Source organism: uncultured Sphingomonas sp. (assembly GCF_964243315.1).
Lineage (GTDB): Bacteria > Pseudomonadota > Alphaproteobacteria > Sphingomonadales > Sphingomonadaceae > Sphingomonas.
Genome location: NZ_CAXTEM010000009.1, coordinates 19,207 through 36,320, shown reverse-complemented (window position 1 = coordinate 36,320; position 17,114 = coordinate 19,207). Strand labels below are relative to the sequence as shown.

General features: G+C 67.1%; 17 protein-coding genes and 1 tRNA gene. 9 read left to right on the top strand and 9 right to left on the bottom strand.

The window, feature by feature from the left end; all coding sequences use genetic code 11:
- Position 1 precedes the first annotated feature (1 nt).
- The 3 genes from feoB to ACFE77_RS04850 all read left to right on the top strand — a co-directional run bounded on the left by feoB (position 2) and on the right by ACFE77_RS04850 (position 4,024).
- The gene (feoB, locus tag ACFE77_RS04860; protein WP_375420500.1) at positions 2–1,861 is read left to right on the top strand and encodes a ferrous iron transport protein B; all 1,860 of its coding nucleotides are present in this window, start codon (positions 2–4) and stop codon (positions 1,859–1,861) included.
- Between the two features lie 10 nt (positions 1,862–1,871).
- Positions 1,872–2,453, top strand: coding sequence for a single-stranded DNA-binding protein (gene ssb, locus ACFE77_RS04855; RefSeq protein WP_375420499.1), 582 nt, complete (start codon positions 1,872–1,874; stop codon positions 2,451–2,453).
- 98 nt (positions 2,454–2,551) lie between these two features.
- Entirely contained in the window at positions 2,552–4,024 is a 1,473-nt protein-coding gene (locus ACFE77_RS04850) for a sensor histidine kinase (RefSeq protein WP_375420545.1), read from the top strand.
- Between the two features lie 6 nt (positions 4,025–4,030).
- Here ACFE77_RS04850 and ACFE77_RS04845 read toward each other — a convergent pair whose 3' ends face one another.
- From ACFE77_RS04845 to ACFE77_RS04830, 4 genes are read right to left on the bottom strand one after another with little or no spacing between them, the layout of a single operon-like run.
- Positions 4,031–4,426 carry a response regulator gene (locus ACFE77_RS04845; RefSeq protein WP_375420498.1) on the bottom strand — a complete coding sequence of 132 codons (396 nt, stop codon included), beginning with the start codon at positions 4,424–4,426 and terminating at the stop codon, positions 4,031–4,033.
- A 59-nt stretch (positions 4,427–4,485) separates the two neighbouring features.
- Positions 4,486–5,073, bottom strand: coding sequence for a methionine biosynthesis protein MetW (gene metW / locus ACFE77_RS04840; protein WP_375420497.1), 588 nt, complete (start codon positions 5,071–5,073; stop codon positions 4,486–4,488).
- A complete protein-coding gene (locus ACFE77_RS04835) occupies positions 5,070–5,501 on the bottom strand; it encodes a GNAT family N-acetyltransferase (protein ID WP_375420496.1) in 432 nt (143 codons plus the stop codon). The genes metW and ACFE77_RS04835 overlap by 4 nt, the downstream gene beginning before the upstream one ends.
- Positions 5,498–6,643, bottom strand: coding sequence for a homoserine O-acetyltransferase (locus tag ACFE77_RS04830; protein ID WP_375420495.1), 1,146 nt, complete (start codon positions 6,641–6,643; stop codon positions 5,498–5,500). The genes ACFE77_RS04835 and ACFE77_RS04830 overlap by 4 nt, the downstream gene beginning before the upstream one ends.
- 247 nt (positions 6,644–6,890) lie before the next feature.
- Here ACFE77_RS04830 and hisC point away from each other — a divergent pair, with 247 nt between their 5' ends.
- Both hisC and ACFE77_RS04820 read left to right on the top strand, forming a co-directional pair.
- Complete coding sequence (gene hisC / locus ACFE77_RS04825; RefSeq protein WP_375420494.1) at positions 6,891–7,985, top strand: histidinol-phosphate transaminase; 1,095 nt, start codon at positions 6,891–6,893, stop codon at positions 7,983–7,985.
- Positions 7,985–8,893 (top strand): prephenate/arogenate dehydrogenase family protein, encoded by a 909-nt coding sequence (locus tag ACFE77_RS04820; protein WP_375420493.1) that lies wholly within the window; start codon positions 7,985–7,987, stop codon positions 8,891–8,893. The genes hisC and ACFE77_RS04820 overlap by 1 nt, the downstream gene beginning before the upstream one ends.
- Before the next feature lie 6 nt (positions 8,894–8,899).
- Here ACFE77_RS04820 and ACFE77_RS04815 read toward each other — a convergent pair whose 3' ends face one another.
- Genes ACFE77_RS04815 through ftsE form a run of 4 tightly spaced genes read right to left on the bottom strand, consistent with a single transcriptional unit; the run spans position 8,900 to position 11,722 of the window.
- The gene (locus ACFE77_RS04815; RefSeq protein WP_375420492.1) at positions 8,900–9,598 is read right to left on the bottom strand and encodes a lysophospholipid acyltransferase family protein; all 699 of its coding nucleotides are present in this window, start codon (positions 9,596–9,598) and stop codon (positions 8,900–8,902) included.
- Positions 9,595–10,131 (bottom strand): YdcF family protein, encoded by a 537-nt coding sequence (locus ACFE77_RS04810; protein WP_375420491.1) that lies wholly within the window; start codon positions 10,129–10,131, stop codon positions 9,595–9,597. The genes ACFE77_RS04815 and ACFE77_RS04810 overlap by 4 nt, the downstream gene beginning before the upstream one ends.
- A complete protein-coding gene (locus ACFE77_RS04805; RefSeq protein WP_375420490.1) occupies positions 10,128–11,018 on the bottom strand; it encodes a cell division protein FtsX in 891 nt (296 codons plus the stop codon). The genes ACFE77_RS04810 and ACFE77_RS04805 overlap by 4 nt, the downstream gene beginning before the upstream one ends.
- A complete protein-coding gene (gene ftsE / locus ACFE77_RS04800; protein WP_375420489.1) occupies positions 11,015–11,722 on the bottom strand; it encodes a cell division ATP-binding protein FtsE in 708 nt (235 codons plus the stop codon). Before ftsE ends, ACFE77_RS04805 begins: the two co-directional genes overlap by 4 nt.
- 152 nt (positions 11,723–11,874) lie before the next feature.
- Here ftsE and ACFE77_RS04795 point away from each other — a divergent pair, with 152 nt between their 5' ends.
- The 4 genes from ACFE77_RS04795 to ACFE77_RS04780 all read left to right on the top strand — a co-directional run bounded on the left by ACFE77_RS04795 (position 11,875) and on the right by ACFE77_RS04780 (position 14,396).
- Positions 11,875–12,630, top strand: coding sequence for an MJ0042-type zinc finger domain-containing protein (locus tag ACFE77_RS04795; protein ID WP_375420488.1), 756 nt, complete (start codon positions 11,875–11,877; stop codon positions 12,628–12,630).
- A gap of 80 nt (positions 12,631–12,710) precedes the next feature.
- Positions 12,711–12,797 (top strand) — tRNA-Leu (locus tag ACFE77_RS04790).
- Positions 12,798–13,275: 478 nt separating this feature from the next.
- On the top strand, positions 13,276–14,004 hold the full coding sequence (locus ACFE77_RS04785; RefSeq protein ID WP_375420487.1) for a hypothetical protein: 729 nt from the start codon (positions 13,276–13,278) through the stop codon (positions 14,002–14,004).
- Entirely contained in the window at positions 14,001–14,396 is a 396-nt protein-coding gene (locus tag ACFE77_RS04780; RefSeq protein WP_375420486.1) for a hypothetical protein, read from the top strand. Before ACFE77_RS04785 ends, ACFE77_RS04780 begins: the two co-directional genes overlap by 4 nt.
- Positions 14,397–14,415: 19 nt before the next feature.
- Here the strand turns inward: ACFE77_RS04780 and ppc are convergent, their stop codons facing one another.
- Positions 14,416–17,109 (bottom strand): phosphoenolpyruvate carboxylase, encoded by a 2,694-nt coding sequence (ppc, locus tag ACFE77_RS04775; RefSeq protein ID WP_375420485.1) that lies wholly within the window; start codon positions 17,107–17,109, stop codon positions 14,416–14,418.
- Between the last annotated feature and the right edge of the window lie 5 nt (positions 17,110–17,114).

Here is a 17,114-nt window from a genome sequence, read left to right as displayed (position 1 = left end):
GATGAACGCCGCCCCGCTGGTCGCGCTCGTCGGCAATCCAAATGCCGGCAAGAGCGCGCTGTTCAACGCGCTTACCGGGGCGCGTCAGAAGGTCGGCAACTATCCCGGCGTCACCGTCGAACGCCATTCGGGCCGGCTGGTGCTCGACGACGGCCGACCGGTCGAGCTGGTCGATTTGCCTGGCGCCTACAGCCTCGATCCGTCGAGCCCCGACGAACGCGTGACCCGCGACGTGCTGATGGGCACGCAGGCGGGGGAGCGATTGCCCGATGCCTTGGTCGTAGTGGTCGATGCCGCCAATCTCGACAATCATCTGCGCTTCACGCTCCAGCTGATCGCGCTCGGGCTGCCGGTGGTCGTCGCGCTCAACATGGTCGATCTCGCGGAGCGCGACGGTCTGACGCTCGACGCGGCGATCCTCGAACGCGAACTCGGCGTTCCCGTGGTGCCGACGGTCGCGGTGCGGCGGCGCGGGCTCGATAGCCTGAAGGATCGTCTCGGCACCGCGGTCGGCGGTGGCGGGCAGGCGCGGCGGCCGCAAGACGCACCCGGGGAAAGCATGGCGGTGCTGCAACGGCGCGCCCGCGGGATCGCCGCTGCGGCGACGGTGTCGGAAACCCCCAAGCGCCGCTGGACGCATCTGTTCGACACCATCGCGCTGCATCCGGTCGCGGGCCCGATCCTGCTGCTCGCGATCCTGTTCTTCATGTTCCAGGCGGTGTTCACCTGGGCGACCGTGCCCGCCGACGCGCTCGACGCAGGGTTCGCGTGGCTGCAAGGGGCGATCCAGGACGAGTTCGCGCCTTCGGTGCTGCGATCGCTGGTCGCCGACGGGGTGATCGCGGGCGTGGGCGCAGTGATCGTGTTCCTGCCGCAGATCCTGATCCTCTTCCTCTTCATCCTCGTGCTGGAGGCGTCGGGCTACATGGTCCGCGCGGCGTTCCTGATGGACCGGCTGATGGCGCGCGTCGGCCTGTCGGGCCGTGCCTTCATCCCGCTGCTGTCGTCGTTCGCCTGCGCCGTCCCGGGGATCATGGCGACGCGGACGATCGAGGACGAGAACGACCGGCTGACCACGATCCTGATCGCGCCGCTGATGACCTGCTCGGCGCGCCTCCCGGTCTACACGCTGATCATCGGCGCCTTCATTCCGGAACGCCGGGTGATCGGCTTCGTCGGCTTGCAGGGGCTGGTGATGCTCGGGCTCTACGTGATGGGCATCGTCGGGGCGTTCGTCGCCGCGCTGGTGCTCCGGCGCACGGTGACCAAGGGCGCGTCGTCGGGCTTCATGATGGAGATGCCCAAATATCAATGGCCGCAGATGCGCGACGTGCTGATCGGGCTGTGGAGCCGCGCCGAGATATTCCTGAAGCGGGCGGGCACGATCATCCTCGTCTCCACCGTGATCCTGTGGGCGCTGCTGAGCTTCCCCAAGCCGCCCGCGGACAGCCGTGTCTCGGCGGTCGACTATTCGGTCGCCGGGCGGATCGCCAACGGCATCGCCCCGGTGTTCGCGCCGATCGGCTTCAACCGCGACATCGTCCTCGCGCTGATCCCGGCGATGGCCGCGCGCGAGGTCGCGGTGGCGGCGATCGGCACCGTCTACGCGATCGACGACCCGGACAGCGCGCAAGGCGGGCGGGCGATGACCGACAATCTGCGCGGCCGCTGGTCGCTGCCAACCGCGCTCGCGTTCCTGATGTGGTTCGTGTTCGCGCCGCAATGCATCTCGACGATCGCGGTGACCCGTCGCGAGACGAACGGCTGGCGCTGGCCCGCCTTCATGGTTGGCTATTTGTTCACCGCCGCCTACATCATGGCCGGAATCACCTACTGGCTGGCGGTCCTCGCCGGACTCTGAAGAGGCTTACATGGCAGGCAGCGTCAACAAGGTCATCATCGTCGGCAATCTCGGCCGCGATCCCGAAAGCAAGACGTTCCAGAACGGCGGGAAGGTCGTCAATCTGCGCATCGCGACGTCCGAGAGCTGGAAGGACAAGAACAGCGGCGAGCGCAAGGAAAAGACCGAATGGCATTCGGTCGCGATCTTCAACGAAGGCCTCGCCAACGTCGCCGAGCGCTATCTGCGCAAGGGCAGCAAGGTCTATATCGAAGGCGCGCTGTCGACCCGTAAGTGGCAGGACGCGCAGGGACAGGACAAATATTCGACCGAGATCGTGCTCCAGGGCTTCAACAGCGTCCTGACGATGCTCGACGGCGCGCCCGGTGCGGGTGGCGGCGCAGGCGGTGGCGGCGGCAGCCGCGGCGGTGACGATTGGGGTGCCGAAAGCGGCGGTGGCGGCAGCGGCGGTGGACGCGGTGGCTATGGCGGCGGCAGCGGTGGCGGATCGCGCGGCTCGTCCGGCGGCGGTGCCGGCGGCGGCGGCGGCGGCGGCGGGTTCGGGCAGGGCGGCGGCTTCGCGGACGATCTCGACGACGACGTTCCGTTCTAAGGGTGGCGACTTTTCCCGACGATCAAGCGACGATTGCCGCCGACTCTGCCGCAGCGCCACGCGGGTGGCAGATCGACGAGCGCGCGCGCAACGCTGCGATGGAAGCCTACGAACTCGACACGCTGCGCAACAGCGAAGACCTGCGCCGCATAACCGATTTCGCGGCGGCGCTGTGCGACGTGCCGATCGCGCTCGTCAGCCTGGTCGAGGAGCGCCAGCAGACGTTCCTCGCCCGGACTGGCCTCGACGTCGAAAGCACCTCGCGCGAGACGTCGTTCTGCGCGCACGCGATGCTCGAACCCGACGTGATGATCGTGCCCGACGCGACGCGGGATCCGCGCTTCGTCGACAATCCGCTCGTCACCGGCGAGATGAACATCCGCTTCTACGCGGGCGCGCCGCTGATTGCCGACGACGGCATGCCGATGGGATCGCTGTGCGTCATCGACACCGAACCGCGCGCCGGACTCACGCCGCTCCAGCGCCAGGGGCTCGTCACGCTCGCCGCCGACGTCATGACCCGGATGCGCGACAGTCGCGACGCCGCCGCCTGGCGCGATGCGGAGAACGACCAGCGCCGCGTACTGCGCAACAGCGAGGATCGGTTCCGCGCCCTGGCCGACACCATGCCGCAGATGGTGTGGTCGACGCTCCCCGACGGCTACCACGACTATTACAACGCACGTTGGTACGAATTCACCGGCGTGCCCGCGGGCAGCACCGATGGCGCGGGCTGGAGTGAGATCTTCCACGTCGACGATCGCGACCGTGCCTGGACACTGTGGCGGCACAGCCTCGACACCGGCGAGCCCTACCAGATCGAATACCGCCTGCGCCATTTCGATGGCACCTATCGTTGGGTGCTCGGCCGCGCGTTGGCGGTCCGCGACGATGCCGGCGCGATCACCCGTTGGTTTGGGACCTGCACCGACATCCACGAACAGAAACTGGCGCTCGAACAGCGCGAGGTGATCAGCCAGGAATTGTCACATCGCATCAAGAACATCTTTGCGGTGATCTCCGGCCTGATCGGCTTCGCGGCGCGCAGCCGTCCCGATTTCGCGCCGCTGGCAAGCGATCTTCGCGACCGTATCACCGCGCTCGGCCGCGCCCACGACTTCGTCCGCCCGCACAGTCCGAATTCGCGCCCGGCGGCACGCCAGGACAGTTTGGAAGGACTGCTCGCCGAATTGTTCGCACCCTATCAGCGCAACAATGGCGAGCGGCTGATGGTGGTCGGCGACGATATCGAGATCGACGATCGTTCGGCGACGCCGCTGGCGCTGCTGTTCCACGAGCTGGCGACTAACGCGACCAAATACGGGGCGCTGTCGAACGAGGCTGGACGGATCGAGATCCGGGTAGCGCGGCAGCATGATCGCGTCACGATCGTCTGGCAGGAGCGGGGCGGTCCCGCGGTGATCGAGCCCGCCGGCTCGGCCGGGTTCGGCAGCCAGTTGATCGAACTAAGTGCGGTCCGTCAGCTCGGCGGACGGGTCATGCGCGAATGGCGACCGGAGGGGCTGACGATGACGGTCGATATGCCCGCGGGCGCGCTGACCAGGCCCTGACGCGGTTCAGGCGCGTCTGATCGTGACCAGATCGCCATAGCTGTCGACCGGCTCGCCCGCGGTCGCGAGCGATGCCGCGGCCAGGATCGCCGCCTCGCTGAACGGCTTACGAATATAGCCGAGAGCGCAAGCGCTTTCGGGGCCGATCTGCGCGGGATTGGCGGTGACGAAGACGACCTTCACCCCGTAATCGCGCGCGATCCGTTCGGCGATGCCGGGTCCGGTCGGCCCATCCCGCAGATTGACGTCGACGAAGGCGAACGAAACGTTGGGGGCGGCGTCCATCGCACTCGCACTGTCTGCGGCGATCGCGGCGACGCTATACCCTGCATCGGTTAGGATCCGTTCCAGGTCGAGCGCGACGAAAATCTCGTCTTCGACGATGAGGGCGGTCTTGGGCACGAGAATCCTCACGGTTTGCACGCCATTAACCTGCGTCAACTCGGTAGGTTCCCGAGACTCTACCGCCGCAGCAGAAACACCGCATGTTCGGCCAGCAGATTGGCCGCCGCGGCACCGGTTCGCTTGTCGCCCGACAGGAACCAGGCGGCTTCGACCGTCACCGATCGCTCCTTCAGAAAGGCGCGAAAATCGTCGATCGTGACATGATGGATGTTCGGGGTGTCGAACCATTGTTCGGGCAATTGCCGCGTCACCGGCATCCGGCCGCCCCACATCAACGACAGCCGCACCCGCCAGTGCGCGAAGTTCGGAAAGCTGACGAACGCGCGCCGTCCGATCCGCAACAGATGGTCGAGCACCGCATCGGGTGCATGCGCGGTCTGCAGGGTCTGGCTGAGGATCGCATAGTCGAAGCTCTGGTCGGGATAGTCGACCAGATCGACATCAGCATCGCCCTGAATGACCGACAACCCGCGCGCCACCGCCGCCGCGACGTTGCCCGGCCGCAGCTCCAGCCCACGCGCATCGCACCCGCGATCGTCGCGCAGCGCCGCCATCAATTGCCCATCGCCACAGCCGACATCGAGGATATGGCTGTCCCGCGTCACATGCTGCGCGATGATCGCGAGGTCGGGGCGAAGCTTCACGGCGCGTCTCGCAATTGCTGCGCCAGCCCCGGCGCGAGTCGCTCCATGTACCGATCGGGGCGCACGACTGAGTGGAAGCCTGACGCCGCGTAGACGCCGTGCGCGTCGGCCGTGACCAGTCCGATCCGGCGCAGCCCCTGAAAGTCGGGATGATCGAGGAACCAGTTTACCATCGCCCGCCCGAGGCCGCTGCCGCGCGCTTCCTCGACCACCCAGACGTCGGCGAGCCACGCGAAGGTCGCGTGATCGGTGATCATCCGTGCGAACCCGATCTGCTTGCCCGCGTCATAGGCTCCGAGGCAGTGCGACCCGGTGATCGCACGATCGACAACATCGCGTGCAATGCCCGGCGACCAATAGCTTCCCGCCAGCCAGCCATGGACGCGATCGACCTGCAACCGCGCCTTGTCGTCGGAAAACTCGATCATCGACCGCCTCTCATGAAGCCATCGATCACGCGGTTGAGCTCGGGAACGTCGAGCAGGAACGCGTCGTGCCCATAGGGGCTCGACAGCTCCACGAAGCTCACCGGCGCGCCAGCGGCGTTGAGCGCGCGCACGACGGTGCGCGATTCGGCGGTCGGGTACAGCCAGTCGGTATCGAAGCTGACCAGGCAGAACCGGGCGCTCGACGCGCGGAACGCGTTGGCGAGCATCCCGCCATGTTCCTCGGCCAGGTCGAAATAATCCATCGCGCGGGTGATGTAGAGATAGGAGTTGGCGTCGAAGCGGTCGACGAAGCTCAGCCCCTGGTGGCGCAGATAGCTCTCGACCTGGAAATCGGCGTCGAAGCCGAAGCTCTTGGCGCCCGGCCCGTCGCCCCGCGCTTGCAGGCGGCGCCCGAATTTCTCCGTCAGTCCGGCCTCCGACAGATAGGTGATGTGCGCCGCCATTCGCGCCACCGCCAACCCCGCCGCCGGGGGATCGCCCTCGCCGCCATCGGCATCCGCATAATAGTCGCCGCCGCGCCATTTCGGGTCGGCCATCACCGCCTGCCGTCCGACCTCGTGGAACGCGATGTTCTGCGCGGTATGGCGCGCGGTGGAGGCGATCACCACCACCGCCCGGACCCGGTCGGGGTAGGTCGCGGGCCAGCTCAGCGCCTGCATCCCGCCCATCGATCCGCCGACCACCGCGTGCAGCCGGGCGACGCCGAGATGATCGAGCAGCATCGCCTGCGCGCGAACCATGTCGCGGATCGTGATCACCGGAAACGCCATCGCCCAGGGGCGCCCCGTCGCCGGGTTGATCGACGCCGGGCCCGAACTGCCCATGCAGCTGCCGAGCACGTTGGCGCAGATCACGAAATGACGCGCCGGGTCGATCGGCTTTCCCGGGCCGACCATCCGCGCCCACCAGCCGGGCTTGCCGGTGCGCGGATGCGCCGACGCGACATGCTGATCGCCGGTCAACGCGTGGCAGATCAGCACCGCGTTGCCCGCGTCGGCATCGAGCGTGCCATAGGTTTCGTAGGCGATTTCGACCGACGACAGCAGCACGCCGCCGTCGAGGCGCAGCGGCCCCGGCAACGTCACATGGCGCGACAGCCCAAAACGCTGATCATCCGACATCGCGCTCGCCCTAAGGCGCCGCAAGGTCGCAAGCAATGGTGGCGGGTGGCGACATCCTGAGCACCATGCGGCAAAGTTAGCCACCACCCCGGCGAAGGCCGGGGCCCAGTCGCGAAGGCAGAGGTAACGGAGCACTGACCGTCATCACGAACGTCTCCCACCTGGGCCCCGGCCTCCGCCGGGGTGGTGAAGGGTGGCATTGCCCGCAGCTTGTCATCCCACGCCCGCGGCGGGTACACGCCCGGCCATGACCGCACCCGCCCCCAAGCCGTGGATCATGGGCATCGCGCCCTATGTCCCCGGCCGTTCGACCAGCGAGGATGGCCGCAAGGTCGTCAAACTATCGTCGAACGAGAATCCGTTCGGCACCCCCGACGCCGCGCGCACCGCGTATTGCGACGCCGGCCAGCATCTGGAACGCTATCCCGACGCCGCCGCGGCCGATCTGCGCGCCGCGCTGGCCGCCCATTATGGAGTCGAGGCGGATCGACTGATCTACGGCACCGGATCGGACGAGGTACTGCACCTCGCCGCAGGCACCTTCGCCGGGGCGGGGGACGAGATCATTCACGTCCGCTACGGCTTCGCGGTGTACGAGATCGCGACCCGTCGGGTCGGTGCGACCCCGGTCGTCGTCCCGGACCGCGACTATGCCACCGATGTCGACGCGATCCTGGCGGCGGTCACCGACCGGACCAGGATCGTGTTCGTCGCCAATCCGAACAACCCGACCGGCACCTATTCCAGCAAGGACGAGATCGCGCGGCTGCACGCGGGGTTGCCCCGTTCCGTGCTGCTGGTGCTCGACCAGGCCTATACCGAATATCTCGAGCCGGAGGATGACGACGGCGCGCTCGCGCTCGCCCGCTCTCAGCCCAATGTGCTGGTGACGCGGACCTTCTCCAAGATCTTCGGCCTCGCGTCGGAACGAGTCGGCTGGGGCTATGCCTCGCCCGAGATCATCGGCGCGATGCACCGCATCCGCGCACCGTTCGCGTTCAGCATCGGCGCGCAGGCGGCGGCGATCGCCGCGCTTGGGGATGCCGAGTTCGTCGCGCACAGCCGCCGCCACAATCGCGAATGGCGCAGCTGGTTCGCCGATCGGATCGACGCGCTGCCGGGGCTGCGCGCGGTGCCGAGCAAGGCCAATTTCGTCCTCGTCCTGTTCGCAGGCACTCTCACGGCAGAGGCCGCGTACACGGCGCTGATGGCGGCGGGCTATGCGACCCGCTGGCTACCCGGACAGGGTCTGCCGCACGGGCTGCGGATCACGATCGGCACCGAGGCGGAGATGCGCGAGGTCGTCGACGTGCTCCGTGCCGAGGTCGAGCGCGCCGGCTGATGCTCCCCTTCGCACGCGTCACGATCATCGGCCTGGGCCTGATCGGCTCCTCGATCGCCCGCGCGGTCCGGGCATCGATGCCGACGGTGCGCATCACCGGCTATGATGCCGATCCCGAGGTGCGCGCCGTCGCCGATCGCATCGATCTTGCCGACGACATCGCCGATAGCGCGGGGACGGCGGTGATCGATGCCGACCTGGTGATGCTGTGCGTGCCGGTCGGCGCGATGGGTGCGGTGGCGGCCGATTTCGCCGACGATCTTCCCGCGGACGCGATCGTCAGCGATGTCGGCGGCTCCAAGGCCAGCGTGCTCGCGGCGTTGCGCGCGGTGCTGCCCGACGCGACGATCGTGCCCGGTCACCCCGTCGCGGGCACCGAACATAGCGGCCCCGAAGCTGGCTTCGCGACGCTGTTCCGCGGCCGCTGGTGCATCCTCACTCCCGAAGAGACCACGCCCGAGGCCCCGGTAGTGCGGCTGCGCGCGTTCTGGGAGGCGCTCGGCGCCGAGGTCGAGATCATGACCCCGCGGCACCATGATCTCGTGCTCGCGGTGACCAGCCATGTGCCGCATCTGATCGCCTATTCGATCGTCGGCACCGCCAGCGACCTGGAAGAGGTGACGCAGAGCGAGGTGATCAAATTCTCCGCCGGCGGCTTCCGCGACTTCACCCGGATCGCGGCGTCCGATCCCGTGATGTGGCGCGACGTCTTTCTCAACAATCGCGAGGCGGTGCTGGAGATCCTCCAGCGGCTGACCGAGGACGTGACGATGCTGCAACGCGCGATCCGCTGGGGCGACGGCGACCAGTTGTTCGACCTGTTCACCCGCACCCGCGCGATCCGCCGCTCCATCATCGAACAAGGCCAGGACGACGCCGCGCCCGACTTCGGCCGCACGCACGACTGAAGCCGTTCAGCCCGCGACGGGCGTGTCCAAAGCATTGATCGCGGCGTGTACCCGCGCGTCGATCTCCTCGCGCGGCAGGCCCGGTGGGATCGCCTCGCCGAAGCGGAAGGTGATCGTGCCCGCTCGCTTCGCACCCTTTTTCGGCCAGACCAGCCCGCTGTCGATCGCGATCGGCACCGTCGGCATGCCCAGTGCACGGTACAGGCCCGCGAACCCCGATTTCAGCGGTGGCTGGTCACCGGGCAGCACTCGCGTGCCTTCGGGAAAGATCAGCACCGATCGCCCGATATCCTTGGCGGCCTTGCCCTCGCGCATCATCTGCCGGAGCGCCTTGGCCGACGCCGCGCGATCGATCACCAGCGCGCCATAACGACGGGCGGCATAGCCCCAGGCGGGGATCTTCGCGAGTTCCTCCTTCAGCACCATCGCCGGGCCGTCGAGCATGCCCTGCAGCTCCAGCGCCTCGAACATCGACTGGTGCTTGGCCGCATACAGCACGGGCCTGGTCGGTCGCGGCCCCTCTGTCCGGATCTTGATGCCGAGCAGCACCCGTGCGCACCAGCGGTGGAAGCCTGTCCACACATAGGCATGGACGATCACCGCCTGCTGCCCGAACAACGCGGAGATCGGCACGCTGACGACGATCGGCACCGATATGCTGTAGAAGACGACGCGGAACAGCAACGTCCGCAACCACGCGATCATGCCCCGATCCCCAGCCACAAGGCGACCCGACGCAGGATCAGCTTGTTGTATTCGTTGACCAACGTGCCCAGCCGCGGGCTGCTCGGCACCCCGTCGCCCAGGATCAGCACGCTCTTGCCCATTGCCGCTCCCAATTCCATCCGTGCCCGCGGCACGTGCCAGTCGGAGGTGACGAGCCGCACCGTGCGATACCTGCGCGACTTCACCCACACCGCGGTTTCCTCCGCATTGGAGCGGGTGTCGACCGCCTCCCGGCCCAGATCGATGCAGCAGTCGAACAGCGCCCGCGACGTTCGATATTCGCGCGCCAGATCGGCGTCCCGGACTCCGGGGCCGACGCCGGTGACCAGCATCCGCTTGGCCTGCCGACGTTCGAGCAGCGCGATCCCGCGATCGATCCGCCCGGCGCCGCCGGTCGGCACCACGATCGCGTCGGTGGTCGATCCCTCCAGCACGCGCGGCAGGGTCAGCATGAACGCCGCGAAGCCCAGGCACCAGAGGATCAGCGTCACGCCGAACAACCGGACGATCATAGCGTCCGCCGCAATGCGCCGAGCACGCTGTAGCGCGCCGCGAAGATGGCGAGCAGCACGAACGCGATCGGCAGCAGCCCCAGCAGCAGCCACTCGCCGAAACCGAGCGAGACCCCGCCGATCAGTTCCGATCCGAGCCCCGCGAGCCGCGCACCGATCGCGGCGACCACCAGGATCGCCGCCAGTCCGCCGACCACGCCGCCGATCGCCGCATCGATCGCGATCCGCCGCTGGAACAGCCGCGCCACCTGCACGTCGGTCGATCCTAGCATGTGCATCACCTCGATCGTCGACCGGTGCGTCTCCAGCCCCGCGCGCGCGGCCAATACCACCACCGCCGCGGTCGCCGCCATCATCAGCAGCACGATTCCGCCCGCGAGCAGCGTGAGCGAGGTCATGAAGCGGCTGACCGGCGACATCCAGCTTTCATGGCGATCGACCCGGGCCGACCCGCTGATCCGCGCCGCGGCGGCCGCGACGCGCGCCACTGTCGGCTCGCTGCTATCGCTAAGGTCGACATCGATCATCGCAGGCACCGGCAGTTCGGGATCGGCGCCGTCCGCCCCCAGCCAGGGCCGCAACAGCCGGGTCAGCTCGACACGGTCGACGACCGCCACGCGTGCGACTCCCGGCATCGCGCGCAAGCTCGTCGCGATCCGGGCGGCATCGGCGTCGCGCCGCAGCGGATCGCCCTCCACCAGCTGCACCGTCAGCCGTCCCGACAACTGCCTCTCCAGCAACCGCGCCCCGCTCGCGGTGCCGAGGCCGAGCGCAGCGGCGAGCACCGTCAGGAACAGCATGATCGCCATCACCCAAGTCATCGCGCGCAGCCCGCCGGTCTCGTCGAGCACGCGCGCATTGGCGCGATCGGTGGCGCGGCCGATCATCCGCCGCGCGGCCCCGGCGGGTAGCGCAGCGCGCCGGTCGGATCGAGCAATCGGCCCTTGTCGAGCCGCATCATCTGCGCGCCGGGGATGCGCCCGAGCAGCTGAAAGTCATGCGTCGCCACGACGACGGTGGTGCCGAGCTTGTTGAGCGAGTCGAATAGATGGAGCAGCCGATCGGCCATCTCCGGATCGACGTTGCCGGTGGGTTCGTCCGCGACCAGCAATTCCGGCCGGGTTATCACCGCGCGCGCGATCGCGACGCGCTGCTGCTCCCCGCCCGACAGCGTCGCCGGCCGCGCGTCGGCGCGTTCCGCCAGCCCGACCCAGGCGAGCATCTCGCGCACCGGCTGGCGGATGTCCGCATCGGGCATCCCCGCGACCCGCAGCGGCAATGCGATATTGTCGGCTGCGGACAGGTGCGGCACCAGCCGGAAATCCTGGAACACCACGCCGATGCGACGGCGGAAACCGGGCAATCGGGTGCGCGGCATCATCACCGCATCCTCGCCGAACAGCCGGATCACGCCGCGCGACGGCCGCTGCGCGAGGTACAGGAGCTTTAGCAGCGACGTCTTGCCCGCGCCGCTCGCCCCGGTGAGGAAATAAAACGCGCCGCTGCCCAGCGTGAAGCTCACGTCCGACAGCGTCTCCTGACCGGAACCGTAACGCAGCCCAACGTTTTCGAACTGCACGATGTTCGCCATGCGCGTGGCCGAAGCCGCTCTCTTTCATCCAAGCCCCGCAGGAGCCCCCGCCGAGCCTTGCCACGAAAGCGCGCATTGCTTCAAGCTTGCCAGCGGCTCGGCCGGCGTGCTTAGATTCACGCCTCAGATGGCCCTAGCCGCAAAGCGTTCGCATGATACTCGAATGTCCCGAATGCAGCACCCGTTATCTGGTCCCGGACAGCGCGGTCGGTATCGAAGGACGGACGGTTCGCTGCGCGAATTGCCGGCATAGCTGGTTCCAGGCGCCCACCGATCCGGTCGCGCCGCCGCCGGTAGCCCCACCGCCTCCCGCCGCCGATGTCGATCCCCCCGCAACGCCGGCCGCCGCACCGCCGATCGCCGCGCCGACACCCGTCGTGGCCGCACCGGTGCCGCCGCTACCCGAGCCCTATGTCGAGCCCGGCGCGGATTATGGCGAGTTCGACGCCTTCGCGCATCGTCCCCCTTTCCGCCCCCGCAAGAACGCCGCACGGCGCTGGACGTTGATCGCGGTCGTGGGGGGATTGTTGATGCTGGCGGCGATCGGTGCGATCCTGTGGCTCGGTGCACCAGGGCTCGGCGCTCGGCTCGGCCTCCCGATCGGCGCCGCCGAATCACCGCTCCGCCTCCACGACAATCCGATCGAGCGCCGCGAGCTGGAAAACGGGTCCGAGCTGTTCGCGGTGAGCGGCCAAGTCACGAACCCGTCGAGCGACCGCCAGCGCGTCCCCGACATCCGCGCTGAGCTTCGCGATGCGCAGGGCCGGTTGGTGTTCAGTTGGACGATCACGCCACAGCGACGCTCGCTCGCGCCCGGCGCGTCGATCGACTTCAACTCCGCCAAGCTCGACGTGCCCGCGAATTCCAAGCGGCTCGAATTGAGCTTCGCCGGCGAGACTGCGCGCTAAAGCCGTTGCAGCATCGCAAAGGCTTTGCTAGGGGCCGCTGCCTACCAGCCGCCGGGTCAGCCCGGCCGGTTGTTTCACGTGCGGCCGTGGCGGAATTGGTAGACGCGCAACGTTGAGGTCGTTGTGGGCGAAAGCCCGTGGAAGTTCGAGTCTTCTCGGCCGCACCACTTCTCATAGGCAGCAATGCGAAATCGAGGCTGCTCGGCTGATCGGCCGTGCGCTCTCGCTTGACTTATTGGATAATGTTGCCCCTATGTTCCCACCACGTTCAAGAACGAGGTGGGTCAGATGGATGTATCGGTACAGGAAAGGCGCCGGGCGTTCACGCACTGGCTGCGGACCGGACGTCTGCCTTTATCGAGAGCGCCAGACGGCCTCGAGTTGAAGTTCAACCCCTACCACGATCCGCGTAACGGACAGTTCACGTTTGCGCCGGGCGGACCTGCCGGGTCGCGGGGCGCTGAATACGTCCGGCCGCCCGACGCGCGACCCGTAGTCAGCGGCACGGGCACGCGTACAAGTGGCACGTCGATCATCAAAGATGGCGTTCGCCCACCTTCGCCGATCGCTAACCAGGCGAGACCTCCGTCCAGACCAGCCCCGGTCGGGGGCCGCGGCAGCAACAGCCGAGCATTCGAAGATCCGATGACGCTTGAGCAGGTCTTTCCCGGCCTGAACAATGCTCCAGCAAGTGCGATTTTAGCCGTCGGCAACAATTTGTTCGATATTAGAGGGCCTGCCGATGAAGCCCAATCAGCATTGCTAGACAACTTGTCTCGTGAGATCATCGCGCAGATAAAAACAGTGGACCCGAAGTGGCACTATGACAGCCTTGGTCCACCCAACTCCGTTGCCGGGCGGATCAACCAACTCAACGATCTTCGCTTTGAACGAGCCGCGGTGATCGCACGCGTCAAGGGCGATTATCGACCACTGCAGGTTGAGACAGTCCGTTTCATACAGCAAAAGGCTGATGTTGGCTTCGAGAAAGGGGAGGCGGCGTTAAAGGCGGGGCTTATTAGGCCAAGGCTGTCGGATCGAGAAGCGATTGGAAACTATGTCGATCGATACGTTCGCATCGAGTTGCGGAAGCGCTACAATTCCTTGGGAATCGACTCGGCAGGCAAAGGGCCCGTACGTGTCAATCGGCGAGAGGACGACAGTTCGGGAACAGATCTGACGTATCGTCGACCGGATGCTCGGATAGGCGACGTGGCTTTCGATGTGACGCTCTCGCTCAAAACATCTGCCACGAAGCAAGTTCAAGGCTTTTTTGCTTCTGACTTCAAACCCGTCAGTGTCGTGATCATTCGACCACGCCAGGTCAGCCCCGACAGCGCCTATGTCATTTCACGACCGGAGATTAAAAGATGAGCCACGCAAATCCGTACTTCAATGCCAAACCATACGTGCCAGCAAGTCTGAGCGAAATATACGATTTATTGGGATCGATGATCCTTTTCGCTCCTACCTTTATCGACGAAACCTCTACTTTCGAAGATCGAAATATCGATACTGAGTTCCTCACGCTAGCGGCTGGGTTTGACATGACCCGCAAGAAGCTGGGTGAAGAGCGGTATGAGGCGCTGGTCGATCTAGCAGTCAGAGCCAAAGCACTGTTTGCTGCTGATCCGGAAGGTAAAAACGGAAAGACAGCGGAAGGCCTTAAGCTGCTGTTCGAGATCGAAGATCGCATCACAGAAGTACGGCGTCGGAGAGTGAAGGCTAAGGACCTCGACGATGACGGCGAGGTCACAGGCGACTGAGTTGTCGGGATCCTGCCATTCACCCCGAATTGCGCAACGCCGTTGCCACCGCGTTGATCGACAGCAGGATGCCTTCGCCGATCCGCGGGTCGGTCTCGCCGGCGCGGTGGCGTTTCATGAGTTCGATCTGGAGCAGGTTGAGCGGCTCGATATAGGGCAGCCGTAGCCGGATCGACGCGTCGAGTGCGGGGTGTTTCTCTAGCAGGCGGGACTGGCGGGTGATCGTCAGGAGGCTGTCGCGCGTGCGGTGCCAGCCGTCGTGGATGCGGCCGAAGATGTGGTCGCGCATCGCGTCGTCCTCGACCAGCCGGGCGTAGCGCGCGGCGATGTCGATGTCCGATTTGGCGAGCACCATCTCCATGTTGGCGAGCGCGGAGGCGAAAAGCGGCCAGCCTTCGGCCATCTCCGTGAGCAGCCGCTTGTCCGGGAAGGCGTCGATCGCTTGGCCGACACCGTACCACCCGGGCAGCATCACGCGGGCCTGCGCCCAGCTGAACACCCAGGGGATCGCGCGCAGATCCTCGATCGCGTCGGATTGCTTGCGGCTGGCCGGGCGGCTGCCGATCTTGAGGCCCGCGATCTCCGCGATCGGGGTCATCTGGCGGAAGAAGGTGCGGAAGCCTTCCGTCCCGTAGACGAGGTCGCGATAGGCGGTGAAGGCATCGCCCGACAGCGCGTCCATCGCAGTCGCGAACTGCGCGTTTTCGGCATTGGACAGGCGTTCGGGTTCGAGCGTTGCGAGCAACGTCGCCGCCGCGATCGCATCGAGGTTGGTCATCGCGCTCTCGCGCGTGCCGTATTTTGCGGCGATCACCTCGCCCTGTTCTGTGATGCGGATGCGACCCTGAACCGTGCCCGCGGGTTGCGCGCGGATCGCGGCGAAGGCGGAGCCGCCGCCCCGTCCGACGGCCCCGCCGCGGCCGTGGAACAGCTGCATGCCGACGCCCGCCGCCTCGAACACCGGCTTCAACGCGGTCGATGCCTTGGACAATTGCCAGGTCGAGGTGAGGTAGCCGCCGTCCTTGTTGCTGTCCGAATAACCGATCATCACTTCCTGATGGCCGCGCGCGGAGGCGATCGCGGCGATTTCGGGAAGCGCGAACCACGCGGTCATGATCGCGGGTGCGGCCTCCAGATCGCCGATCGTCTCGAACAGCGGCACCGCCATGATCGCGGCGGTGGCCGGCTGGCCGGGCCGGTAGAGCCCGACCTCCTTCAGCAGCAGGTTGATCTCGAGCAGGTCCGACACCGACTGCGCCATCGACACGATGTAATTGGTGATGCACGCCGGCCCGTAGGTCGCGTGCGCATCCGCGGCGGCGGCGACGATCGCGAGTTCGGATGCGGTCTCGTCCGAATAGGTGGCGAAGCGGCTGGCGAGCGGCCGCGCGTTGGCGAGTTCGCGCCGCAACAGCTCGACCCGCGCGGCTTCGTTCAGCGCGAGATAGTCCGCCTCCACTCCGCCGACCTTCAGCAATTCGGCGACGACCCGCTCATGGACTGCGCTGTTCTGGCGCAGGTCGAGCGTGGCGAGATGGAAGCCGAACGTCTCCACCGCGCGGATCAGGCGGCCGAGCGCACCGCCGGTCCTGAGCGCGCTGCCTGCGGACAATGCATGTGCCAGCGCGACGAGATCGGCGCGGAATGCCTGTGGATCCGGGTAGCGCTCGCCGCGCAGCGGGCCGGGGCGCGGTGCCGGACGCCCGGTCAGCGCCTGATGAGTGGCGGCCAGCCGGGCATAGATGCCGGAGAGCGCGCGGCGATAGGGTTCGTCGCGGCGGCTTTGCGCGGTATCGCCGCTGGCGTCGGCAAGCGCCTCGACCGCGCCGTCGACCGCGACATGCTCGGTCGAGATCGACAGTTCGGCGCCGAGCAGGTGGACCGCGTCCATGTAATGGACCAGCACCGCTTCGCTCGACTTGGCGAGCGCGGTGCGCAGCGAATCCGCGGTGACGAAGGGATTGCCGTCGCGGTCGCCCCCGATCCAGCTGCCAGGCCGCAGAAAATTTGGCACGCGCGCGCCGAACGCCCGATCCCAACGCTGGTAGAGCGCGGGCAGCGCTGGCAGGAACACGTCGCGCAGATAGCTGAGCGCGGTCTCGACCTCGTCGGTGACGTAGAGCCGTTCGCGGCGCAGCACCCGGGTCTGCCACAGCAGTGCGACCTGGCGCAGGATCGCATCGTCGACGCGGTCGCCCTCCGGGGTTTCCTCGCGACCGAGATCCTTCAGCGCCATCAGTTGCGCAATCCGGTTGCGGTGGTCGATCATGCTCTTGCGGCGCACTTCGGTCGGATGCGCGGTCAGCACCGGCGCGACCAGCGCGTGCGCCAGGAGATCGGCGATCGCATCTTGGCCTAGGCCCTCGTCGGCGAGCGTCTTCAGCGCGGAGGCGAAGTCCGCGCCGGTTTCCGCGGCGATGCCCTGGCGATCCTCGGCGAGGTTGGCGAGCATCGAGAACAGCATGAAGCCGCGGACGAAATCGAGCGTCTCGTCGAGCCCGAGCTTCTCGAGCCCGAGATCGACCGCGGCGACGCCGTGATCCTCCGCCGCCTCGTCATCGGCCTTGCCGCGGTGGCGATCCACCGAGGCCTTGCGGATCGCCTCCGTCGCCTCGAACAGCGCGTCGCCGCCATAGGCGCGTATGACCTCGCCGAGCTTGGCGCCGAGGAAGCGGACATCCGCGTTGTTTTCGATCCGGGGAAGGGTAGCCATCGCAC